The sequence below is a fragment of the Foetidibacter luteolus genome (assembly GCF_009650435.1).
Taxonomy (GTDB): Bacteria; Bacteroidota; Bacteroidia; order Chitinophagales; family Chitinophagaceae; genus Foetidibacter; species Foetidibacter luteolus.
Genome location: NZ_VVIP01000003.1, coordinates 62,560 through 84,063, shown reverse-complemented (window position 1 = coordinate 84,063; position 21,504 = coordinate 62,560). Strand labels below are relative to the sequence as shown.

The 21,504-nt window shown below is 45.4% G+C and carries 24 protein-coding genes; 17 read left to right on the top strand and 7 right to left on the bottom strand.

Features of this window, described 5'->3' with window-relative positions; all coding sequences use genetic code 11:
• The first annotated feature begins 31 nt into the window (after window positions 1–31).
• The 3 genes from F0364_RS00410 (at window position 32) to rnc (ending at window position 2,321) form a co-directional block, all read left to right on the top strand.
• Complete coding sequence (locus F0364_RS00410; protein WP_068244159.1) at window positions 32–268, top strand: acyl carrier protein; 237 nt, start codon at window positions 32–34, stop codon at window positions 266–268.
• Between the two features lie 88 nt (window positions 269–356).
• On the top strand, window positions 357–1,610 hold the full coding sequence (gene fabF / locus F0364_RS00405; RefSeq protein ID WP_153795781.1) for a beta-ketoacyl-ACP synthase II: 1,254 nt from the start codon (window positions 357–359) through the stop codon (window positions 1,608–1,610).
• Window positions 1,611–1,613: 3 nt separating this feature from the next.
• Entirely contained in the window at window positions 1,614–2,321 is a 708-nt protein-coding gene (gene rnc, locus F0364_RS00400) for a ribonuclease III (RefSeq protein ID WP_153795780.1), read from the top strand.
• 213 nt (window positions 2,322–2,534) lie between these two features.
• Here the strand turns inward: rnc and F0364_RS00395 are convergent, their stop codons facing one another.
• A complete protein-coding gene (locus F0364_RS00395) occupies window positions 2,535–3,095 on the bottom strand; it encodes a 2OG-Fe(II) oxygenase (RefSeq protein ID WP_153795779.1) in 561 nt (186 codons plus the stop codon).
• A gap of 12 nt (window positions 3,096–3,107) precedes the next feature.
• Window positions 3,108–3,608 carry a hypothetical protein gene (locus tag F0364_RS00390; protein ID WP_153795778.1) on the bottom strand — a complete coding sequence of 167 codons (501 nt, stop codon included), beginning with the start codon at window positions 3,606–3,608 and terminating at the stop codon, window positions 3,108–3,110.
• A 173-nt stretch (window positions 3,609–3,781) separates the two neighbouring features.
• Between F0364_RS00390 and F0364_RS00385 the strand changes: the two genes are divergently transcribed.
• From F0364_RS00385 to F0364_RS00350, 8 genes are all read left to right on the top strand, one after another.
• Complete coding sequence (locus F0364_RS00385) at window positions 3,782–4,159, top strand: hypothetical protein (RefSeq protein WP_153795777.1); 378 nt, start codon at window positions 3,782–3,784, stop codon at window positions 4,157–4,159.
• 42 nt (window positions 4,160–4,201) lie between these two features.
• Window positions 4,202–4,432 carry a hypothetical protein gene (locus F0364_RS00380; RefSeq protein WP_153795776.1) on the top strand — a complete coding sequence of 77 codons (231 nt, stop codon included), beginning with the start codon at window positions 4,202–4,204 and terminating at the stop codon, window positions 4,430–4,432.
• Window positions 4,413–4,832, top strand: a complete 420-nt coding sequence (locus tag F0364_RS00375) for a putative toxin-antitoxin system toxin component, PIN family (protein ID WP_153795775.1) — start codon at window positions 4,413–4,415, stop codon at window positions 4,830–4,832. The genes F0364_RS00380 and F0364_RS00375 overlap by 20 nt, the downstream gene beginning before the upstream one ends.
• Before the next feature lie 467 nt (window positions 4,833–5,299).
• A complete protein-coding gene (locus F0364_RS00370; RefSeq protein WP_153795774.1) occupies window positions 5,300–7,588 on the top strand; it encodes a hypothetical protein in 2,289 nt (762 codons plus the stop codon).
• Between the two features lie 180 nt (window positions 7,589–7,768).
• Window positions 7,769–8,137, top strand: a complete 369-nt coding sequence (locus tag F0364_RS00365) for a DUF1360 domain-containing protein (protein WP_235920972.1) — start codon at window positions 7,769–7,771, stop codon at window positions 8,135–8,137.
• An 82-nt stretch (window positions 8,138–8,219) separates the two neighbouring features.
• Window positions 8,220–8,468, top strand: coding sequence for a hypothetical protein (locus F0364_RS00360; RefSeq protein ID WP_153795773.1), 249 nt, complete (start codon window positions 8,220–8,222; stop codon window positions 8,466–8,468).
• Window positions 8,469–8,554: 86 nt separating this feature from the next.
• Window positions 8,555–9,334, top strand: a complete 780-nt coding sequence (locus tag F0364_RS00355; RefSeq protein ID WP_153795772.1) for a glycoside hydrolase family 25 protein — start codon at window positions 8,555–8,557, stop codon at window positions 9,332–9,334.
• Between the two features lie 83 nt (window positions 9,335–9,417).
• A complete protein-coding gene (locus F0364_RS00350) occupies window positions 9,418–9,630 on the top strand; it encodes a hypothetical protein (protein ID WP_153795771.1) in 213 nt (70 codons plus the stop codon).
• A gap of 14 nt (window positions 9,631–9,644) precedes the next feature.
• Here the strand turns inward: F0364_RS00350 and F0364_RS00345 are convergent, their stop codons facing one another.
• Both F0364_RS00345 and serS read right to left on the bottom strand, forming a co-directional pair.
• Window positions 9,645–10,067, bottom strand: coding sequence for a YybH family protein (locus F0364_RS00345; protein ID WP_153795770.1), 423 nt, complete (start codon window positions 10,065–10,067; stop codon window positions 9,645–9,647).
• A 227-nt stretch (window positions 10,068–10,294) separates the two neighbouring features.
• On the bottom strand, window positions 10,295–11,566 hold the full coding sequence (gene serS / locus F0364_RS00340; protein ID WP_153795769.1) for a serine--tRNA ligase: 1,272 nt from the start codon (window positions 11,564–11,566) through the stop codon (window positions 10,295–10,297).
• Window positions 11,567–11,882: 316 nt separating this feature from the next.
• On the opposite strand from serS, the gene F0364_RS00335 reads away from it, so the two are divergent.
• On the top strand, window positions 11,883–12,890 hold the full coding sequence (locus tag F0364_RS00335; protein ID WP_153795768.1) for an NAD(P)H-dependent glycerol-3-phosphate dehydrogenase: 1,008 nt from the start codon (window positions 11,883–11,885) through the stop codon (window positions 12,888–12,890).
• A 1-nt stretch (window position 12,891) separates the two neighbouring features.
• Here the strand turns inward: F0364_RS00335 and F0364_RS00330 are convergent, their stop codons facing one another.
• The 3 genes from F0364_RS00330 to hemH are packed head-to-tail and all read right to left on the bottom strand — an operon-like array spanning window position 12,892 to window position 16,183.
• The gene (locus F0364_RS00330; RefSeq protein WP_153795767.1) at window positions 12,892–14,523 is read right to left on the bottom strand and encodes an amidohydrolase; all 1,632 of its coding nucleotides are present in this window, start codon (window positions 14,521–14,523) and stop codon (window positions 12,892–12,894) included.
• Window positions 14,524–14,552: 29 nt separating this feature from the next.
• Window positions 14,553–15,101, bottom strand: a complete 549-nt coding sequence (locus F0364_RS00325) for a CopD family protein (RefSeq protein WP_153795766.1) — start codon at window positions 15,099–15,101, stop codon at window positions 14,553–14,555.
• A gap of 44 nt (window positions 15,102–15,145) precedes the next feature.
• Window positions 15,146–16,183: a ferrochelatase gene (hemH, locus tag F0364_RS00320; protein WP_153795765.1), complete on the bottom strand. Its 1,038-nt coding sequence runs from the start codon at window positions 16,181–16,183 to the stop codon at window positions 15,146–15,148.
• A 474-nt stretch (window positions 16,184–16,657) separates the two neighbouring features.
• Between hemH and hemA the strand changes: the two genes are divergently transcribed.
• From hemA to hemE, 5 genes are all read left to right on the top strand, one after another.
• On the top strand, window positions 16,658–17,875 hold the full coding sequence (gene hemA, locus F0364_RS00315) for a glutamyl-tRNA reductase (RefSeq protein ID WP_153795764.1): 1,218 nt from the start codon (window positions 16,658–16,660) through the stop codon (window positions 17,873–17,875).
• An 82-nt stretch (window positions 17,876–17,957) separates the two neighbouring features.
• Window positions 17,958–18,962 (top strand): hydroxymethylbilane synthase, encoded by a 1,005-nt coding sequence (locus F0364_RS00310; protein WP_153795763.1) that lies wholly within the window; start codon window positions 17,958–17,960, stop codon window positions 18,960–18,962.
• A complete protein-coding gene (locus F0364_RS00305; protein WP_153795762.1) occupies window positions 18,949–19,647 on the top strand; it encodes a uroporphyrinogen-III synthase in 699 nt (232 codons plus the stop codon). Before F0364_RS00310 ends, F0364_RS00305 begins: the two co-directional genes overlap by 14 nt.
• 72 nt (window positions 19,648–19,719) lie before the next feature.
• Window positions 19,720–20,073, top strand: coding sequence for a four helix bundle protein (locus F0364_RS00300; RefSeq protein WP_153795761.1), 354 nt, complete (start codon window positions 19,720–19,722; stop codon window positions 20,071–20,073).
• A gap of 39 nt (window positions 20,074–20,112) precedes the next feature.
• Entirely contained in the window at window positions 20,113–21,144 is a 1,032-nt protein-coding gene (gene hemE, locus F0364_RS00295; protein WP_153795760.1) for a uroporphyrinogen decarboxylase, read from the top strand.
• Window positions 21,145–21,504 lie beyond the last annotated feature (360 nt).

Here is a 21,504-nt window from a genome sequence, read left to right as displayed (position 1 = left end):
TATTTTTGCGCCTGTATCAAAACTTAAAACAATGTCAGACATTGCAACAAGGGTAAAAAAAATAATAGTTGACAAGCTGGGTGTAGACGAAGCAGAAGTTACCAATGAAGCTTCTTTCACCAATGACCTGGGTGCTGATTCTTTAGACACCGTGGAATTAATTATGGAGTTTGAGAAAGAATTCAATATTTCCATTCCCGATGAGCAGGCAGAAACAATTACCACCGTTGGCCAGGCAATAACTTACCTGGAAGAGCATGCTAAATAAAGCAGGTTTTTATCATACCCACAATCCGCCAACGGTAGCTTTACAGCGGCCGGCGGCGGATTTATCACTTTAAAGAGAGGCTTACCGTATGCAGTTAAAAAGAGTTGTTGTTACCGGCATGGGTGCATTAACCCCCATAGGAAATACATTGCCGGAGTACTGGAATGGCCTTATTAATGGCGTTTCAGGCGCTGACTATATTACTCTTTTTGATGCAGCCAAGTTTAAAACAAGGTTTGCCTGCGAGGTAAAAAACTTCGACCCCACTCAATTTCTGGATAAAAAAGAGGCCCGCAAAATAGACCGGTTTACCCAGTTTGCACTTGTGGTAAGCGATGAAGCTATGGCGGATGCCGGCCTTAACGCTGATAATATTAACCCCGACCGTGTGGGTGTGGTATTTGCCAGTGGTATTGGCGGCTTAACCACTTTTCAGAACGAGGTGATGGACTTTGCCAAGGGTGATGGTACCCCCCGCTTTAACCCTTTCTTTATTCCTAAAATGATATTGGACATTGCAGCCGGCCAAATTTCTATGCGCCATAACCTGCGTGGGCCCAACTTTGCCGTGGTAAGCGCCTGCGCCAGCAGCACCAATGCTGTAATGGAGGCTTTTAACCTGCTAAGGCTGGGCAAAGCCGATATTATTTTAACGGGTGGAAGCGAGGCTGTGATAAGCGAAGCCGGCGTTGCGGGCTTTAATGCCATGAAGGCAATGAGCGAACGCAACGATGACCCCAAAACGGCCAGCCGCCCTTACGATAAAGACCGTGATGGTTTTGTAATGGGCGAGGCCGGCGGCATGCTGGTGCTGGAAACCCTGGAAAGCGCCCTGGCAAGAGGCGCCAAAATTTATTGTGAAATTGCCGGTTGCGGTGCTACTGCCGATGCCCACCACATTACAGCCCCGCACCCCGAAGGTCTGGGTGCAAGAAATGTGATGCTTTCTGCACTGGACGATGCAGGCATGCAGCCGGAACAGATTGATTACATAAATACACATGGTACCAGTACGCCCCTTGGCGATGGCGCAGAGGTAAAGGCTATACTGGATGTGTTTAAAGACCATGCATACGAGGTAAATATCAGCGCCACAAAATCTATGACAGGCCACTGCCTTGGCGCAGCAGGCGTTATAGAAGCCATTGCCTGCATACAGGCCGTGGTTAACGATATGGTGCCGCCTACCATTAACCACTTCAACGACGATCCGGGCCTGGATCCCAAACTTAATTTCACATTCAACAAAGCGCAACAGCGTACCGTGAATGCCGCCCTGAGCAATACATTTGGCTTTGGTGGCCACAACGCATGTGTAATTGTAAAAAAATACGTAGCTTAAAGTGTGGATTTAATCAAAAAGCTTTTCCGCAAAAAATCTGATCCAAGTTTTGAAAGCCAGCTTCGAAATGTGCTGGGCGTTAAGCCTGGTAACATTACTTTGTATCAAATCGCATTAAGCCACCGCTCTGTTAAAGAGGGCCCCGATGAGAACAATGAACGGCTTGAATACCTGGGCGATGCCGTGCTAAGCGCCATCGTGGCAGACTATCTTTTTAAACGCTACCCCTACAAAGGCGAAGGTTTTCTTACCGAAATGCGCAGCAAAATGGTTAACCGCCAGCAGCTAAACGATATAGCGCTTAAAATGGGCGTTAAAAAGTTAACCATGTACAACAAGTTTGATAATGCGCTTAAAGCCAGCCAGATTTTCGGCAATACGCTGGAAGCGCTTATCGGCGCTATTTACCTTGACAAAGGTTACATTAAAACACAACGCTGGGTATTGCGCAGCATAGTTTTGCCGCACATGTTTGTTGACGACCTGGAACAGATTGATATTAACCTTAAAAACAGGCTTATCGGCTGGGCCAGCAAAAACGGCAAAGTGCTGGAGTTTGAAACTATTGACGAAAAGCTGGAAAACGGCCGCCGTATTTTTACCATTGCTGCCGTGCTGGATGGCGAAAAAGTATCGCAGGGTAAAGGCTTTAATAAAAAAGACGCCAGCCAGGTAGCCGCGCAACTGGCCATAGAAAAGCTGGGGCTATAAGCTAACGTGTGCAATGTGAACAATTGCCCACTTGCGATTGACCATTCACGGCTCACGATTCGGATACCGGCGATAGATTTTCATAGCATCGTCCGTTGCGTCGCAAACCGACGAAGGAGGTTCGCCAGCACCAAAATAAAATAACAAAACCCGCTGGCAATCCTTTCATCGTTCATACCATTGGGCGGCTTTTCAGACCCGGGTAGAAAACTCCTAAACATTCTCTTCCACCAACCGGTACATAATATCTGAACGTAACACATATTTTACTCCGCTTAAAACAGCAGAACCCTCATGCTCAAGTGAGTGAAGAAAAATAAGTGCCATCCCTTTTTCCGGTTTTATTGAGAGGCGGTTAAAAGTAGTTTCGCCCCTGGTATAACCATCATTCAGGTAAATCATAAATGTGTAATAACTGGCCTCAGTGCTGCTTCTTATATAGCTTTGATCGCGATGGCGCCTGAATTGTTGTCCCGGTAAGTACTTGTAAAATCTAAAAAGCTCGTTTAAACCAACTGCCTTACTAAGGCCAATCTGCGCAGGAGCATAAGGTTCAAGCTTTTGCCAAATGGCATCAGCAAGGGGCACGTCTGTATAAAGTACCCTGTTGTTGTTTCTAACAAACTCCACAACCTTTTGCCCTCTATCAGTTTCAATAGCCGCTTTTTCGTATCCTATCTGTTCACTTTTAGTTATGAAGTTTTCGCATTCCTCTCCAGTCCAAAAACCGGGAATAACAAAAATGTGCTCCTGCAACTTTTTAACTAACATCATTCACTAATATTTTCATATAAACAATCCCCACTCATCTCCGTAATCATCCTTTTCAAAACTGGCTACCCATTCTTTAAAAATTTCCCTGAATTTATCTATCTCTTCGCGTATAAACAGCCGGTGCTCTTCTTCCATTACACCATCCATTACAAAGCCATTAGTGGCCACTTTAATAAACTGTGCATTCTTTCTTATAATGGCCGCGTTTTCCATTCTTATTATGTACAGGCCTGCTTCAGAGCTTCTTATTTTGGCAGCTACTTCATAAGCATCGCCCAGCAGCATAGATTTGTGATCTTCAAAGTAGTCTTTACCAAAAACACTATCGTCTCCGGGTTCTTTCAAACTGTCAAAAGCGGCGTTTAATACTATCATTACCTGGTTCCACTGCTGGTACAGTGCCTTGCATAAGCTTCGGGTGGGGTTAGGTTTCCAGCTTTCCCCTTCTTCATCATGTTCAGACGGGTCATCATCGTTCCATTCAGGCAATTCGTTAAGGTTGTCAATTTTCATACGATACAGTTTAATTCAATAATAAGCTTAGAGAGGCGTAAATGTAATTATTTTCGGTTGATACTGCTACTGGCATAAGGGCGGTATCGCCATACTATTAAGCATGGTTATTTTTTCAACAAGGCTGCAACATTTTGCATAGTAGCATCGTCATAAAAAAAATTATTGACACGATGAAAATCTTAAAACGCCTGGCAATCTGCCTGTTTTTTATCTCAGCCTGCAACAGGGATGAAACAACAGAGCCGTTTGAAGAAGTGCAAATCAGGGTGCTGAATGCAGCCTTCGCTTCTTTTAAAAATTGCAAGGTAAGTACTTATGATGACCTCTATAATTATGGTGATATTGGTGTTAACGAGTATTCAGCTTATCATACATTTCAAAAAGCTTACAGGTATGGTTACGTAGAACTTACAATGAATAACCGCCCCTATATATTGCAGCCCACAGATTTTGTTGGCGAAACCCCGCTTTCAAAAGGGAAATACACCTACAAAATTATTTACTCAGAAGAAAGCAAAAACATAGATATTCAGTTAATAAAGGATTAACACGGTATGGATATTTTTAAAATTAGTTTTTAACTTTGAAATATGCGTACACTCAACATTTCGATATCTGACATCGAGTTTGAAAAATTTGGCTTTAACAGGCAAAGCTTTTCGTTTTCAGATTTTGTTGACATTCTGAGCAGGGAAATTGCGAGACAAAACCTAAATGAAAGTTTAAAGCTGGCAGAAAAATATGGGTTGTCGGGCATGTCAATGGATGAAATATCTGAAGAAGTAAAGGCCGTACGAAAAAATGCAAAAGATAATAATTGATACAAATGTTTTTGTATCGTCTTTAATCCAGAAAGGATATTCAAACTATATAGTTTCAGAAATTTTTTTAACTGACGATATTGAAATCTGTATTTCGGATGAACTTTTTGAAGAATACTACGATGTATTAAACAGAAAGCGCTTTAGCAAATATCCAGATTTTGTTTCCTCCGCTCTCTCGTTACTTATCACTATAGAAAAAAAGGCCGTTAAGTATTTCCCTTCCATCAAACTTCACATAATTTCTGATAAGGACGACAACAAATTATTAGAGCTTGCAGAAACCTCCTGCGCTGATTTTTTGGTTACCGGCAATACAAATGATTTCACTATGCAGGAGTACAAGGGCACTAAGATTGTAACGCCAAAACAATATTGGGAGCATTATCTTCATCAATAGCCAATTTTAGCTATTGGCTTGATACTCTATAATTACGCTATGTCCCCGCTGCGCCAGGGATTGAAGCACAACCGAGCCAAAGCAACATTCAGTTGCTTTGACGACGGTTGCGAACGCAGTTCTCCCCGGTGAAGCCATCGCAGCATAGCTTTTGTGCCGGAGTATGAGCACAAGCAAGGCAAAGCAACTGAATGTTGCTTTAACGAAGATTGCGAACGCAGTTCTGCCCGGTGCCCATCGCCTTAGCGTGGGCAGGCGCCCTTAATAAATTTCTCTTCAATATTACCCTATGGCAACACTATTTAACTGCTAACATGTTCTCACATGGCTCACATGGTTTAAAATACACGTATGTGATTAATCACACGCATCTTTCTATTTCCCCCATTGACACCCGCCTCTGCCCCGGAGTATTTTGTTCTCCGCTTATTATTCGGTTGCTATTTTTTAACTCTTCAAAATTTAGTATGAAAAAGTTCTCAAAAGATACCCGGGGCATCCAGTTTATGATTGCCTTTGAGGGTAACCCGGAAAACGCCATACCCGTTACGGCACATGTGTTTGATAAGGCGGACAACTACGTACAGTCTGCTGAAATTAATGAAAAAGGCTATTTTACTTTAGACATCAACGCCGCCCAGTTACGCAGTGCCAAACTTTTTATTGCGCCAGATAAAGGCGGCAAGCGCAGCAGGTTTTCTACCCCTACCGTTAAAGACATGGACCGCCGCAATGCTTACCAGCCGGCACTGTATTTTGACAATATTCTTGACGACATTGTGCAACTGAAACCCATACCCGACATTTACTGGAAATGGTGGTTTATCTGCTACTGCCGTGTACAGGGCAAAGTAGTTAAACAGGAAACTTTTGGCGGCACTACCCACTACCGCCCTGTATGCGGCGCCAGGGTGCATATTTGCGAAGTTGACCGCTGGCCGCTGATTATTCAATACTTTCCCAACGATATTATTTACAAAATACGCGACGAAATTTTAACCCGCCCCTTCCCACCCGTTCCGCCAGACCCAGGGCCGTTGCAAACCAAAATACCGTTACAGGTTGACAGGCTTAACCTGCTGCGTAAATCAACCGCCAGCTCGTTGCTGCGTAATGTAAAGGCCGCCGTTACTTACACGGAAGCTCCCTATATTAACGAGGATTTTATCAAGCAGATAAAAACCGATTCCGTTTTTACACTGAAGGAGTCTTTTACCGCTAACCTGCAGTTGCTGATACCCTGGTTCTGCTACTGGAAATGGTTGTGGCCTTACTTTTATCATTGCGATGAACTTGCCGTAATAGAAACTGATGCGCAGGGCCGCTTTGATACAGAGATTAGCTACTTCTGCTTTGGGGATCAACCGGATATTTATGTTTGGGTGGAATACCTTATCAACGGTGTATGGACAACCGTGTACAACCCAGGCCGCGCCTGCAACACATACTGGAACTACAACTGCAATACCGAAATAAATATTACGCTTACCCATCCTGATGTTCGTGGCTGCGGCGATGGCCGCCCCGGCGAAGTGGTGGAAATCATCAGCATTGGCAATGCCGCCATGCTATCCCACATACAGCAGCGCAACATATCGCAAACGGTACAGGGTGTTTCCTTCAGCTCGCTGGGCCTAACCGATACCAACCTGGCCGGCATACCGGGCATTCAATACCTTAACCCGTTTGGCGAAACGCTGAACATTGTGGCTGATTTTGGTTCTACCCTGCCTACTGCGGCTATCTCGCATTACCGTTGCTCGTATAAAAAACATTCCGATGCGGATATACCCGCCAACTGGACGGCGCTCACAGCCAGCCTGGGCCGGGCTTATAAAGACGAAATTGACGATGGCATTAATCCGCCATTCTTTCAGCAAAGCGCTTTTGAACTGAAAGACTCGGTATATGCCGAACTGTACCGCATTCCGCAGGATGATGCCATGCTGCAGGCCGAAATTACCGCACAGCCCGGCCTGGTTGACAGGAACTGGCTGCACGAAGAGTTTGTAATCGCTTCCATACCATCTACCACGCTTGACAATGATTATTACGATGTAAGGATAGAGCTTTACAGTGTGGCCGGTGGTACGCCTACGCTTACCAGCGTTGCTAAAAGCGTGTTCCAGATTCCTGATATTGCCAACCCGCTGCTTAGCCTGCCATTGTACTCCGATAGTGACCCACTGCCCGTTATTAAGCCTTACCCCAATGCCACCTACCCTGATTTTCACCCCGGCGATTACCTGGTACAGGACGGCGGCAACCCGGCCAATGCTGTTGGCTTTCAGTTTATCATACGGGTGGACAACAATGATTGTACCGCGGCCATTGATGATATTGTGGTGCATAATTTTGATGGTACAGATGCTGTATCCGACCCTGATTGCGGTTTTGTGGCCTACAAAGACCCTGTTACTTCCACCGCCACTTTCTCCTTCACGGCTTCGCACCCCAACAACTTTGCGGTGTTTGGGTTTAACGTAACCCGTGGCAATGGCAACCCGGTACCGGTGGCCAATACCAGCGGTATGGTAATAGGCGACAGTTCCAACGGTTACGTACTGGCCGGAGGAAAGTTCAGCAAAACCATATTTGTAAACCAGTTACTGGGCGCCTGCTCAAAAGCGGCTTTTGCAGAAACACTTTCTGTAACCAACCTGGCCACCAATGGTTCTGTGCTTATCGGGCAAATTAACTCCGGAGCTTATGATGCGTATGCTGTAGCGGCATTCGCTTTGGAACTGGCGGAGTAATGTGTTTTTTTGGAGCCCGGCTTTTGCTTTCCATGGCATCGCCTCTTGCGTCGCACAGCGTGTACGTTCTGTATTTCATGGCGACAGTTAAGCGGGTACCAGGCATGGGGCTCCGGCCATTTACTTACGGCTGATATATACAGATGGGGCAGGCTTTTTCATTAGCCTGCCCTGCCTGTTTTGAATTTTCAACAACTAACTGTATTTTATAGCACAGTTACCAGCGCCATGCACTATTACTACTTTATACTTGCCGTTTTAGCCGTATGGCGCATTACCCACCTGCTTAGCAATGAAGACGGGCCTTTTGATATTGTTTTTCGTTTACGCAGGGCATTGGGCAACAGCTTCTTTGGGCGGCTGATCGATTGTTTTTATTGCCTCAGCATTTGGGTATCGCTTCCGTTTGCTGTTTGGCTGCAGAAGCACATTGTGGAAATGTTTGTTACCTGGCTGGCCATTTCCGGTGCGGCTTGCCTGCTGCAAAAAGCGGTGGAGCAAAAGAAACCGCCGACAACACAGTTTTACGAGGAAGAGGAACAGAAATAGAATTAATGCCAACCATTAACAACTAATCAACCTGCCCTTTTAAACTTAACCGCATTTACCAACACCGTATAAAAGATTTAGTATGAGCTGCTGTAATAAAAAAAGAACAACATTTACCCAACCCGCCGCGGCACAGGTGCAACAGCAGCCGGCCCCGGCGCATTTTCACGGCCACACTATACAGTTTCAATATACCGGCAGAACAGCACTGTCTGCCGTGGGTAATATTACCGGCAAACGCTACCATTTTTACCGCCCCGGCGATATACAATCTGTTGACTACCGTGATGCCGCCGGCATGGAAACAGTGCCAGTACTGAAAAAGCTGTAACCACCGCCTTACTGTTAACATTTTAGCAATTAATAAACTTCTGTTTTTTAGCCATCATACAGGTTTTGTATTGATTTTTGCAGCGCATGGCTACAAAAAAGCAGAAGAAGGGCAGCAAAGCGTGGCTCATCATCTGGATAATCATATTTGGTCTTGGCGGCTTTACAGCGTACACCTACTGGCGGCAGCTACAGGAAGAGCGGCAGGCCCGGTTTGTGCATTACCCGGAATTTGGCATTGATGTACCCGCGGGCTACAGCATCCACGGCATAGATGTAAGCAAATACCAGGGCGCCATTTATTGGCCATCCGTAAAAAAAATGCAGGTGAACGATATTAAACTCCGCTTTGCTTTTATAAAAGCCACCGAAGGGCTGGGCCGGGTAGATGCCAGCTTCAGGCGCAACTGGCTTAAAGCTAAAGAAGCAGGGCTAACGAGAGGCGCCTACCATTTTTTCCTGGCCACCAAAAGCGGCAAAGCACAGGCGCAGAATTTTATTAATACGGTATCCATCTCCAAAGGCGATTTACCGCCGGTAATTGATATAGAGCAATTGTATGGCGTACCACCCGCCAAAATGCGCAAAGAAGTAAAAGCCTGGCTGCTGGCTGTTGAAAAAGCTTATGGCGTACGCCCCATCATTTACACCTACGCCAATTTTTACCAGCAATACATGGGGGATGAGTTTGACGACTACCCAGTTTGGATAGCCCATTATTTTGAAAAAGAGCGCCCACGCATTAACCGCAACTGGTTGTTCTGGCAGCATAGCGAGCTAGGCCGGGTAGATGGTATTGCCCACCGTGTTGATTTTAATGTTTTTAAGGGCGATTCAACCGCCTTTGCCGGCCTGCTGGTACCATAAAGTTTATTGCTGCCGGGCGGCCTGCATGCGTACATTTGCCAACTATGGAGCCGGGCGTTAGAGAATACCTCAGAAGAATCGTAATGACTTTATCAGTGGGCTTATTATGGATGGCCAGCAACACTACAGCCGGCATTATGTACGGCTATGCTTTTGTAGAGGGCAAAATAAAAACCGGTAACATTATCTATTACATTTGGTTTGTTACAAGCCTGGGCCTTTTTCTTTGGTACGAGTACCGGTTATGGACTAAGCCCATTGAAGCCGGAGATGAAACCGATAGTGACAAAAATTAAATCAATCCGCCTCTTTAACTCGTATGGTCGCAAACAATTACCCATTTGCCTTTCACCTTTCTTATCAGCAAAGTATAAAAGCCACCTACATTGCCAATGCTTCTTGTAAGGTGCCATTTGCCCAGCACAAAAAAGTATTCTGCAGATAGCTGCTCAACTGATTGCAGGTCAAACTTAAGCTTGCCCATAACCGTGGTATCAGGATAGGTTCTTTTGTAACGTTCCAGCGTGTTTTGCCAGCCGTAGGTGGCACCTTTGGTGCTTACAAAACGCAGGCTGTCGCTCTTCCAGTAGGTTTCCATAAAAGCGTCAATATCACCGTTGTTCCAGTCAGATACCTGTTTGGCCAGCAGCGCCCTCACTTCTTGTTCATCTGTTTGCGAAAAACAAAACTGAAAGCTTGTTAACAATGCAAAAAGCAGTACTATTTTTTTCATTTTCATGGTTTATAAAGTGTAGAGAATAGTTTTGGTTAAGCACTTAAACCATATTTTTTCAGGGGGTGCCCCCAAGCTATCGCAAGGGGTCGGGCTTTCCGCTATTACTCCGCCACAAAGCCGGGCTGCGAAGGCTTCAGCGGGGTAGCCGCTGCAATCCCTCACCCGGCGGTGCAACCTGCTGCATATTTTCGCCACCATTTTTCAGGCCTGGCAGCCTGCACCCATCAACTAATGCTGTCAGCTCCAAAATAAGACCGGAGCGCAACGGGTATGGCAATGCCCTGCTCTGTTTGGTTGTTCTCCAGCAGGCTGGCAAAAATGCGTGGCAATGCCAGCGAACTTCCGTTAAGCGTATGCACCAGTTGGGTTTTGCCATTGGCATCTTTAAAGCGGCATTTCATGCGGTTGGCCTGGTAGTTTTCAAAGTTGCTTACACTGCTCACTTCCAGCCAGCGTTGCTGGGCCGTACTATACACTTCAAAATCGTAGGTAAGCGCACTGGTAAAGCCCATATCCCCGCCACAGAGTTTTAATATGCGGTAAGGCAGCTCCAGGCTCTGCACCAGCTTTTCTACATGGGCCACCATTTCCTCAAGCACATCATAACTTTTCTCGGGGTGTACTAATTGTATAATTTCTACTTTTTCAAACTGGTGTACACGGTTAAGGCCACGCACTTCCTTACCAAAACTACCGGCCTCTCTTCTAAAACAGGGTGAATAGGCGGTAAGCATCAGTGGCAGGTCGGCTTCTTTCAATATCTCATCCCGGTAAATATTGGTTACCGGTACTTCGGCGGTGGGTATCAAATACAGGTTATCTTCCGTTACATGGTACATCTGCCCTTCTTTATCAGGTAACTGGCCGGTACTGTAGGCAGACTGCTCATTTACCATAAAAGGAGGTATAAACTCGGTATAACCGGCGGCAGTATTAAAATCAAGAAAGTATTGTATAAGCGCCCTCTGCAGCTTTGCACCTTTGCCCTTATACAACGGAAAACCGCTGCCGGTAATTTTAGCGCCTGTTTCAAAATCAACCAGGTTGTGTTTTTTAATAAGGTCCCAGTGGGGTACAGCGCCGGCATACAACGCTGGTATATCGCCACCGGAACGCACCACTACATTATCTTCCGGTGTTTTGCCGGGCGGCACTTTTTCTGATGGCAGGTTGGGCAGCATTACAATTTTCTCCTGCAACTGTTTTTCAACCGCGGCCATTTTTTCTGTAAGCCCTGTTATTTGCGATTTAAAGCTGGCAACATTGGCTTTCAGCTCTTCAGCTTCATCTTTTTTGCCCTGTCCAATAAGTTTGCCGATATCCTTTGAAGCACTGTTTACTTTTGCCTGTGTAGTATCAAACTCAGTTTGTAATTTTTTGCGTTCATCATCCAGCGCCACTATTTCATCTACCAGCTCTGGCTGTTTAAAATTTCTTACAGCCAGCCTTTCTTTAGCCCATGCCGTGTTCTGCCGCAAAACATTCACCTGTAACATACAATAAGTTTGCGGCAAAGATAACAGGTGAAATACAAACCCAACATGTAGACTGCGGCAATGCAGGCTGAAAAGTTTCCGGCGCCGGAGGCGGCATAAACAAAGGTTATATGGTGGGCAAAGCTGAAGAGTGAATCTAACCGCTTAAGAGTGCGACGCAACGGAAGCCTCATGCCTGTGCTTTGGCCGGGCTCATAAAAAGAACCCGCAAGGGCATGGGCCGGCGGCCCATAAAAACTATTTACGCGTAAAACGTTTGCACTAAAACGCAAGCCATACTATTTGTATGTTTGCCGTTACAATTAAACCTGCCATTATGCAATTTGGAATTATAGGCAGCGGAAGCTGGGCCACCGCTTTAACCAAGATGCTGACAGATAACATGCACAGCATTAAGTGGTGGGTAAGAAACGATGCTACCATAGCGCATATACACAAGCGCAAGCATAACCCGCATTACCTTAGCACAGCCTACTTTAATACATCTCTGCTGGATATAAGCAGCAGCATCGGTTATGTTGTAGAGCAAAGTGATGTGTTGGTTGTTGCCTGTCCATCGGCCTTTGTGCATGATGTGCTGAGCGGTTTGAATAAGGATGCTTTTAAGGGAAAAAAAATTTTGTCTGCCGTAAAAGGTATTTTGCCAGACAGTAACCTGCTGCTGAATGAATACCTGTTTAACGAGTTTGATGTTAACCTGGAAAATTACTTTGCGGTGCTGGGCCCCTGCCATGCGGAAGAAGTAGCGGCGGAAAAATTATCGTACCTGACTTTTGCCGGCGTTGATGAAGTTTCTGCTGCAGAAATTGCCGAACATTTTACTACCGATTATATTAATACAGTAGTAACACATGATGTGATTGGCGTACAGTATGCGGCCGTACTAAAAAATGTGTATGCACTGGGCGCCGGTATTGCACATGGGCTTGAATATGGCGATAATTTTCAGAGTGTATACATAGCCAAATGCGCCGATGAAATGGTGGGCTTTTTACGCAAGGTTTACCATGCCAATAACGATGAAGAGAAAGAGCATATTAACTACGCCGCATCTGCCTACCTGGGCGATTTGCTGGTAACCTGCTACTCGCTGTACAGCCGCAACCGCACATTTGGTAATATGATTGGCAAGGGTTATTCCGTTAAGGCGGCCCAGCTTGAACTGAATATGGTGGCTGAAGGGTACAATGCCAGCCGCTGCATGTTTAAAACCAACGAAGCGGTGGGTGCTGCCATACCTGTGCTAAACATTATCTACCGGATTTTGTGGGACCATTTGCCCGCTATGGAAGGCTTTAAGGAAATAGAGCGTGTGCTGGTGTAAGTTACTTTAGCATATAAACTTTTTTACCTCCCGAATAGGTGGCAGTTACTTTAGTTTCCAGTATTTCTGTGGCGTTGGATGTAAGCAGGTCTTTATCCAGGATAATGAAATCGGCTTTTTTTCCAACTTCTATGCTGCCCACTTCTTTTTCAAGAAAACCTGCTTTTGCTGCCCAGGTAGTCATGCCTTTTAAAGCGTCTTCTTTGGTTAAAGCGTTTTCTGTTTGAAAACCGTTGGCCGGCCAGCCTTTGGCATCCTGTCTGTACACGGCTGCAAGAAAAGTTTTGAAGGGAGAAATATCTTCAACAGGAAAATCTGTGCCCAGCGGCAGCCAGCCATTTTGTTGCAACAGTTGCCGGTAGGCATAAGCGCCCTTTATTCTTTCGTTGCCCAACCTGTCTGCAGCCCAGTACATATCGCTGGTGGCATGCGTTGGCTGCACAGAAGGAATTATGGAAGCAGGGCCGAATAAATTAAAATCGCTGGTGTTTACCACCTGCGCATGTTCTATACGCCAGCGCTTATCATTTTTACCATTGAGGTATTTGTTGTAAATGGTCAGGATGGCGCGGTTGGCACTGTCTCCAATAGCGTGTGTACACATTTGAAACTCTGTACTTGCAAGGGCTGCTGCCAGGGAATCGTAATGGTTTTTATCCCGCAGCAAAAAACCATAGGAACCCGGCCTGTCGCTATATGGCTGCAGCAAACAAGCGCCACGGCTGCCAAGAGCGCCATCCGCATATACCTTAATGCCTTTTACAAAAAGCCGGTCTGTTTTGTAAGGGCCTTTGGAAAGATAACGTTCAAAATTGCGGGCATCATCGCTAAGCATTACGTACAGGCGCATATTTAGTTTCCCTTCTTTCTGCAGGGCATCTATCATTTCAACATCGCCGTAGTTAAGGCCGCAGTCTGTAATAGTAGTTAAGCCTTGGGCAAAACATTTTTCCTGGGCAGCCATCAGCCATTTTTCGTAGTCCGCTTTAGATGGAGCAGGAATTTTGGAAGCCACCAGGTCAACGGCATTGTCAATAAGAATGCCTGTTAAGCTGCCATTCTTTGTTTCTATTTCTCCCCCGGTTAACTGCTGGTTGGGTTTTACCTGCGCCAGTTGCAGTGCTTTGGCATTGGCAATGGCCGCATGGCCATCTACCCTTTCCAGTAAAACGGGTGTTGAAGTAAAGAGTTTGTTCAACGCTTCATTGGATGGATATGCTTTGTTGGGAAATTTGTTCTGGTCCCAGCCGCGGCCCCTTATCCATGCTTCGTTGGGATGTTCCCCAGCAAACTTTTTAACCCGCTCTATTATTTCATCCATACCGGTACAGCCGTATAAATCCACCGCGAACAACGACTGGCCATAGCCCACAAAATGGGCATGGGCATCAATAAAACCCGGATAAACCGGTTTGCCCTGCGCATCAATTACCTCACCGGCATTGTATTGGCCAAGTATGTTATCGCTTTTACCTACGGCTATAATTTTGCCATCCTTTACGGCCAGTGCCTGCGCAATGGTAAAAGCACTGTCAACAGTATAAACAACAGCGTTATGAATAATTAAATCCGCCTGTTTTTTAGCAGTGCAGGAAACGGCCAACAAAGCCAGGCAAAGGCCAAATATTCTCATGTATAGCTTTTGTATAAAGATAGGGATGCCTATTTTTTTGCCCTTACGGCTTTGTAAATTTTAATGGCGCTCATTAACAGGATAATAAAAGCAACCAGGCCTACCAGGCCCCAAACAAAACTGATGCTTTGCTTAACTACGGCCAGCATTACAATAGCCACCAGGAAAATAGTAGCTACTTCGTTCCAGATGCGCAGTTGCTGGGAAGTGTATTTGTACACATCCTTCATTTGCTGTTTGTAAATATTGTTAAGCGTAAAGTGGTACACATACAGCAGTACAACAAAAACAAGCTTTATCAACAGCCATTGTCCATCGGGGGAAAACAACATTTTATCCCATCCGCCATTAACCATTACCCAAGGGCCGAATACCAGGGTAAGCACCGCGGATGGCCAGGTAATACCAACCCACAGGCGCTTCATCATCATTTTAAACTGCGCCCTCAGTACGTTGCGCTCCGCTTCATTTTTTTCTCCGGCTTCTGTATTGTAGACAAACAGCCGTGGCATGTAAAACATGCCGGCAAACCAGGTTACCACAAAAATGATGTGCAGGGCTTTTATATAAGAATACATGGTGATTAGCCGGGTTAATAGCGATAAGTTATTTGCAATATGGTTTACGCGTTAAGCGCAGCAGGCTGTATTTTTTGCTGAATAAGTTTGGTTACCGCCCTTACCCATAAAGGCTGCACATTCATACACGGTATCATTTCGTATTGTTCGCCGCCAGCTTCCAGGAATGTTTCTTTACCGCGTTCGGCAATTTCCTCCAGTGTTTCCAGGCAATCGCTTACAAATGCCGGGCAAAGAATCAACAGGTTCCTGATGCCTTCTTTTGGCATCAGCTCAAGGCGTATATCTGTAAAAGGTTCCAGCCAGCCTTTGCCAAGCCTTGACTGAAACGAAATGCTGTATTTATCTTTTGATATGCCGAGTTGTTCAGTGACCAGCTTTGTAGTTTCAAACACCTGGTGCCTGTAACAGTACGCATGTGCGGGAGAAGGCAAATTGCAGCAATTGGCCGATTGCAGGCAATGGCTTTTGGTAGGATCTGTTTTAACGAGGTGCCTTGCAGGGATGCCGTGATAGCTGAACAGGATGTGGTCGTGAGGCTTTGCTATATAAGGCTTCATGCTTTCTGCAAGGGCATTTATATAATCCGCGTTATTGTAATAAGCGGCTACCGTTGTTAACTTAAAGGGGTATTTGTATTTGGCATGCACCTGTTTCATGTATTGCACCGCTGTTTCGTAGCTGCTCATGGCATAATGCGGGTATAAAGGAAACAGTATTACTTCTTCAATGCCGGGGTGCTCTTTTATCAGCTTGTCATATGCTGCCTTTGGCGTGGGGTTGCCATACCGCATGGCTATTTCAACAGGTTCTTCAAAGTTTTGCTGAACGGCTTTTTGCAAACGTCGGGTCAACTCAATTAACGGGGAGCCCTCTTTCCACCAGATGGTTTTGTAGGCTTCGGCACTTTTTGCCGCCCTAAACGGCGTAATAATGCCCTTAACCAGCAGTGCCCGCAACAGGTAAGGCTTGTCAATCACCCTTTCATCCATTAAAAATTCGTCCAGGTAACGCTTTACATCTTTTGTTTCAGTTGAATCAGGAGAGCCCAGGTTCATCAGTACGATGCCTCTTTTTGCCATTTCATTCGTTTTACAGTTGTGCAAAGCTAAGCGTTGAAGTTTATTTGTGGTGAGTGATGAGGGGTGAGTAGTGAATAGTGAGTGGTGAGTGGGGGGCTTTTACTTCGTAATTCAACATTCCTTGTTCCTTGTTCGATATTAAAATGGTGAGTGGGGCAAAGCGAGTGGGTAGAGGTAAATGGCGAGTGGTGGGCATTCCTTCTTCATTCAACATTCCTTGTTCCTTGTTCGGTATTCTCTACCCGGGTCTGAAAAGATGCCACAAAAAACCGAACGATGAAGTGCTTGCGACGCAACGATGATGCCATGAAAATATATTGCTGGTATCCAAAAAAGCTAAGGGCTGTTAGCCCGATGTAAAGAAACGAAGCAGCAGACACACAACAGAAATGACATTTGAATGACAAAAAACCTTTTCTTCACCTGAGCGATGCGAGTACTTTTGCGTATCCATATTACTGACGATACAGACGAATGAATATTAACCAGTTTTATATAGCAGGGATTAACTATAAAAAGACAGACGCCTCCGTACGTGGGGATTTTGCCATTGGTAATGAACACTATACATCTCTTTTGCAGAAGGCCTCGCACAGTAATATCCAGGAATTTTTTGTTTTAAGTACCTGCAACCGCACCGAAATTTATGGGGTTGCCGGCTCTGCCAAAGAACTGGTGCAATTGCTTTGCAGCGAAACAGCCGGCGATATAGAAACTTTTCAACGTTTGTCGTATGTGAAGCACGGCTGGGCGGCGGTGGAGCACCTGTTTAATGTAGCGGCGGGTTTAGACTCCCAGATTTTGGGTGATTATGAAATTGTGGGCCAGCTAAAACAGGCGGTTAAGTTTGCGAGGGAACATGATTTTATCGGAACTTTTTTAGAGCGCCTTACCAATGTAGCGCTACAGTCTTCTAAAGCCATTAAATCTCAAACCCATTTAAGCAGCGGCACTGTATCTGTTTCTTTTGCCGCCGTTCAATACCTGCGCCAAACCCTTACCGGCGCCAAAGACAAAAAGATTGTGCTGCTGGGTACAGGCAAAATTGGCCGCAATACCTGCCGCAACCTGGTGGATTATCTTGGGACGAATAACATTACCCTTATTAACCGTACAGAAGACAAAGCGGCAGAACTGGCTACTTCTTTAAACCTGCGTTATGCCGGTTTTAACGAAAAAGCCCAACTGGTAAAAGAGGCAGATGTGATAATCGTAGCTACCAACGCGGAACAGCCTGTGGTTATGAAAGAAGATATAGCCGGTTGTGGTGATAAAATATTGATAGACCTATCTATTCCTTACAATATTGACCCTCTCTCCAAAGAGCTGCCAGGCATTCAACTGGTAAATGTTGATGACCTTTCCATGATTAATGACGCCACCTTGCAAAACCGTATGGCTGAGGTTCCGGCTGCGAAAGCTATTATAGCGGAACATACTGCTGAATTTGCAGAATGGTACACCATGCGCAGGAATGTTCCTGCACTAAAGGCCATCAAGCAAAAACTTACGGATATGCAGCAGTGCAGCCTGTTCTTGTCTGTATCTGCCAACTGTGGTGTTGCTGAAAATGCGGGCATTGCCAGCATACAAAAAGTGGTAAACAACATGGCAGTTAAAATGCGTACGCAACACCAGCCAGGCTGCTATTACATTGAAGCAATTAATGATTTTATTACCGGGGCAAATTAGCGTTAATGGTGAATAGTCAATGGTGAATGTATTACATTAGCCGCTGTTGACCATTCACCATCGACTATTCACCACTCACTATATGAACAGGATTCTCCGCATAGGAACCAGGGATAGCCAGCTTGCGGTATGGCAAGCCACACTGGTAAAAGAGCAACTGGCACAACATGGCATTGAAACTGAACTGGTTTACATAAAAAGTGAAGGTGATATTGACCTGGTTACGCCCTTATATGAAATTGGCGTTCAAGGCATTTTTACCCGTACACTTGATGCGGCCCTGCTAAGCAATAAAATTGATATTGCTGTACACTCCATGAAAGATGTGCCTACGCAAATGGCCCGGGGCATAGTACAAGCGGCTGTATTAAAAAGAGCTTCTTATAAAGATTTGCTGGTATATAAGGGTGAGTGGAAAGTAGTGAGTGGCGAGTTAGGAATTGTAAATGGCCAGTGGCCAATAGCTAGTAATAGCCAAGCACCATCATTCACCGCTCACCATTCGCCATTTACCATAGCTACCAGCAGCATACGCCGCAAAGCCCAATGGCTGCATCGTTACCCGCACCACAGCATTGACAACCTACGCGGAAACGTAAATACCCGGCTGAAAAAAGTTGAGGAAAATAACTGGAACGGAGCCATCTTTGCAGCGGCAGGACTGGAACGTATTCATCTACGCCCCCAAAATTCCATAGAGTTAGACTGGATGTTACCTGCACCGGCCCAGGGCGCTATCATGGTAGTTTGCCGGGAAGCTGATGTGGAAGCGAAGGAGTATTGCGATGTATTGCATGATGCCGCAACGGCCTTGTGTGTGCATGCGGAGCGGGATTTTTTAAGAACCTTAATGGGCGGCTGCTCTACACCCATCAGTGCGCTTGCGGAAATTAAAGGCAATACCTTAACTTTTAAAGGCAACCTTTTTTCACTGGATGGCAAAACGCATGTGGAAGTAGAAATGGGTATGGATTGTTCTGGTTTTGACACTCATGAGAAAACAGATATTGGCATTACAGCCGGCCGGCAGGTGTTAGCAGATGGCGGCGAAAAAATAGTGGAATCCATTCGCAATGCAACCAGATAAAAAAGTTTTATGCACCCGCGTACTTGATGCGCAATTTGTAAGTAAAGCCGCGGTACACCATATACAAATTGATGCATTGCCTTTTATAGAAATACAAAAGTTGCACACGCAGCAGTTTAAAGACCAGGTACAACAACTGGCGCTGCAAAACATCAGCGTTGCTTTTACCAGCGTGAACTCAGTGGAAAGTGTGGGCCAAATTGTAAACGGAAAGCCCAACTGGAAAATATGCTGCATTGGGGGTGTTACCAAAGATGCGGTAGTAAAATATTTTGGAGAAGAGGCCATACTGGTTACGGGTAAGAATGCGTCTGTACTTTCCCGTAAAATAATTGAAACAAAGAATATTAAAGAGGTTATCTTTTTCTGTGGCGACCAGCGCCTGGATGATTTGCCGGAAACACTGCGCACCAATAACATACGGGTACAGGAAGTGATTGCTTACCACACGCTGCAAACACCACATGATGTGCAGGAAGATTACGATGCCGTGATGTTCTTTAGCCCTACGGCTGCCCACAGCTTTTTTTCCAGCAATACTGTACGTACAGATGTTCCTTTGTTTTCCATAGGAAAAACCACTACAGCCACCATTCATTCATATTGCACCAACGAGGTTATTACCAGCGAATGGCCCGGCCAGGAGAATTTAGTGGAAAGAGTGGTGGAATATTTTAGTGAGTAGTGAGTGGTGAATAGTGAGTGAGAACCTGCAATGGTAAGCTATAATTTTTTTGTACCCTATAAAATAAAATGTATGTTCTTGCAATTAGCACACACTAAACTGGAGGTGTTTAAAGAGTCTCAGTTATTGGCACTTGAGTGCTATAGAATAACAAAATTATTTCCTGCGGAAGAAAAATTTGCGCTAACTCAACAGATAAGAAGAGCCGCTATTTCAGTTCACTTAAATATCGCCGAAGGCTGTTCAAGAAAGTCAGAACCTGAAAGAAAACGTTATTATGAGATAGCAAGGGGTTCAGTAATTGAAATTGATACTGCCATTGGAATAGCGTATAAGTTAGATTATTGTTCTCTTGAGTTTATTCAACCGCTTGGCCAAAACATTATTAAAACTTTTAAAATTTTAAGTGGTATGATTAGCCGGTAAAGCTACTCACTACTGACTACTCACCACTCACAAAGGCATATGAACGAGCTTAAGAATACATTGCTTTTAGACACTCTCAACGGCCTTACAACAGAACGAACACCAGTATGGATGATGCGGCAGGCCGGAAGGTACCTGCCGGAATACATGAGGTTGCGTGAAAAATATGGCTTTTTTGAGCGCTGCCAAACCCCGGAACTGGCCGCGGAAATTACCCTACAACCCGTGGATATTGTAGGCGTGGATGCCGCCATTTTGTTCTCAGACATATTGGTTGTGCCACAAGCCATGGGGCTTGAAGTGCAGTTGATAGAAAGCAAAGGCCCACTGCTGCCGGAGCCCGTTAAAACAATCGCCGACATGCAGCGCATACGCGTACCGGATGTTGATGAAACATTGCACTATGTGTTTGACGCTATAAAGTTGATTAAGCAGCAACTGAATGGCCGGGTGCCGCTAATTGGCTTTGCCGGCGCACCGTGGACTTTGCTTTGCTACATGGTGCAGGGCAAAGGCAGTAAAACTTTTGATGAAGCAAAAATATTCTGTTACACCCAGCCGGCGCTTGCACACCAGTTACTACAGATGATTACCGACACCACCATTGCCTACCTGAAAGGGCAGGTAAAAGCCGGCGCTGATGTGGTGCAGATCTTCGATAGCTGGGGCGGCCTGCTGAGCAAGGGCGATTTTGAAACTTTCTCCTTACAATACATCAGGCAAATTGTAGCGGCGTTAAAAGAGGAAGTGCCCACCATCATCTTTGCCAAAGGCGCCTGGCATTCACTGGAAAGTATGGCTGCAACAGGCGCTCATGGCCTTGGTATAGATTGGTGTATAGAGCCGCAAATGGCCCGCCGGTTTGCTGGCAATAAGGTTACACTGCAGGGCAATTTTGACCCGGCCAAGCTGTTATCGCCTATCCCCACTATTCAACAGGAAGTAAAGCAAATGCTCAAGGCCTTTGGTGGCAGGCAGCATATTGCCAACCTCGGCCATGGCATACTGCCCAATGTACCGGTTGACCATGCGAGGGCTTTTGTAGATACGGTGAAAGAATTTGGCGGGTAGCATGTACAGCCTTGCATTCACTACTCACTTTATGTACTTAGCTGCATTGCTACTATGAGGCTTTGGTTGTGTCACTCACTTGTACGCCTTGTCCGCTATGCAGCATGTTGCGGCAACTTGCCTAATCAGGTACATGCCCTTATGGAAAAGTGTTTACCTGGGAAGATGTTTAAATTTAAATTTTGAAGATTTGTATAAACCTGGAGTCCCCATTATAACTGAACGATGAACGGATTGCGACGCAAGGGACGATGCCATGAAAACCACTGCTGGTATTAAAATGCGTTGTTTCTAAATACTTCGTGAAGGTTTTCCCTCTCTAAGGTAGTATTATAGCTGGCCTTTAAAATGACAATTGTG

Coding starts and splice junctions, on each gene's coding strand:
- F0364_RS00335 (WP_153795768.1), top strand. CDS start 11,883: ATGCAATTTGGAATTATAGGCAGCGGAAGCTGGGCCACCGCTTTAACC.
- F0364_RS00345 (WP_153795770.1), bottom strand. CDS start 10,067: ATGAAAAAAATAGTACTGCTTTTTGCATTGTTAACAAGCTTTCAGTTT.
- F0364_RS00325 (WP_153795766.1), bottom strand. CDS start 15,101: ATGTATTCTTATATAAAAGCCCTGCACATCATTTTTGTGGTAACCTGG.
- serS (WP_153795769.1), bottom strand. CDS start 11,566: ATGTTACAGGTGAATGTTTTGCGGCAGAACACGGCATGGGCTAAAGAA.
- F0364_RS00390 (WP_153795778.1), bottom strand. CDS start 3,608: ATGAAAATTGACAACCTTAACGAATTGCCTGAATGGAACGATGATGAC.
- F0364_RS00330 (WP_153795767.1), bottom strand. CDS start 14,523: ATGAGAATATTTGGCCTTTGCCTGGCTTTGTTGGCCGTTTCCTGCACT.
- F0364_RS00410 (WP_068244159.1), top strand. CDS start 32: ATGTCAGACATTGCAACAAGGGTAAAAAAAATAATAGTTGACAAGCTG.
- F0364_RS00375 (WP_153795775.1), top strand. CDS start 4,413: ATGCAAAAGATAATAATTGATACAAATGTTTTTGTATCGTCTTTAATC.
- F0364_RS00355 (WP_153795772.1), top strand. CDS start 8,555: ATGGCTACAAAAAAGCAGAAGAAGGGCAGCAAAGCGTGGCTCATCATC.
- F0364_RS00350 (WP_153795771.1), top strand. CDS start 9,418: ATGACTTTATCAGTGGGCTTATTATGGATGGCCAGCAACACTACAGCC.
- F0364_RS00370 (WP_153795774.1), top strand. CDS start 5,300: ATGAAAAAGTTCTCAAAAGATACCCGGGGCATCCAGTTTATGATTGCC.
- F0364_RS00395 (WP_153795779.1), bottom strand. CDS start 3,095: ATGATGTTAGTTAAAAAGTTGCAGGAGCACATTTTTGTTATTCCCGGT.
- F0364_RS00310 (WP_153795763.1), top strand. CDS start 17,958: ATGAACAGGATTCTCCGCATAGGAACCAGGGATAGCCAGCTTGCGGTA.
- F0364_RS00300 (WP_153795761.1), top strand. CDS start 19,720: ATGTTCTTGCAATTAGCACACACTAAACTGGAGGTGTTTAAAGAGTCT.
- F0364_RS00380 (WP_153795776.1), top strand. CDS start 4,202: ATGCGTACACTCAACATTTCGATATCTGACATCGAGTTTGAAAAATTT.
- hemH (WP_153795765.1), bottom strand. CDS start 16,183: ATGGCAAAAAGAGGCATCGTACTGATGAACCTGGGCTCTCCTGATTCA.
- hemE (WP_153795760.1), top strand. CDS start 20,113: ATGAACGAGCTTAAGAATACATTGCTTTTAGACACTCTCAACGGCCTT.
- fabF (WP_153795781.1), top strand. CDS start 357: ATGCAGTTAAAAAGAGTTGTTGTTACCGGCATGGGTGCATTAACCCCC.
- F0364_RS00305 (WP_153795762.1), top strand. CDS start 18,949: ATGCAACCAGATAAAAAAGTTTTATGCACCCGCGTACTTGATGCGCAA.
- hemA (WP_153795764.1), top strand. CDS start 16,658: ATGAATATTAACCAGTTTTATATAGCAGGGATTAACTATAAAAAGACA.
- F0364_RS00360 (WP_153795773.1), top strand. CDS start 8,220: ATGAGCTGCTGTAATAAAAAAAGAACAACATTTACCCAACCCGCCGCG.
- F0364_RS00385 (WP_153795777.1), top strand. CDS start 3,782: ATGAAAATCTTAAAACGCCTGGCAATCTGCCTGTTTTTTATCTCAGCC.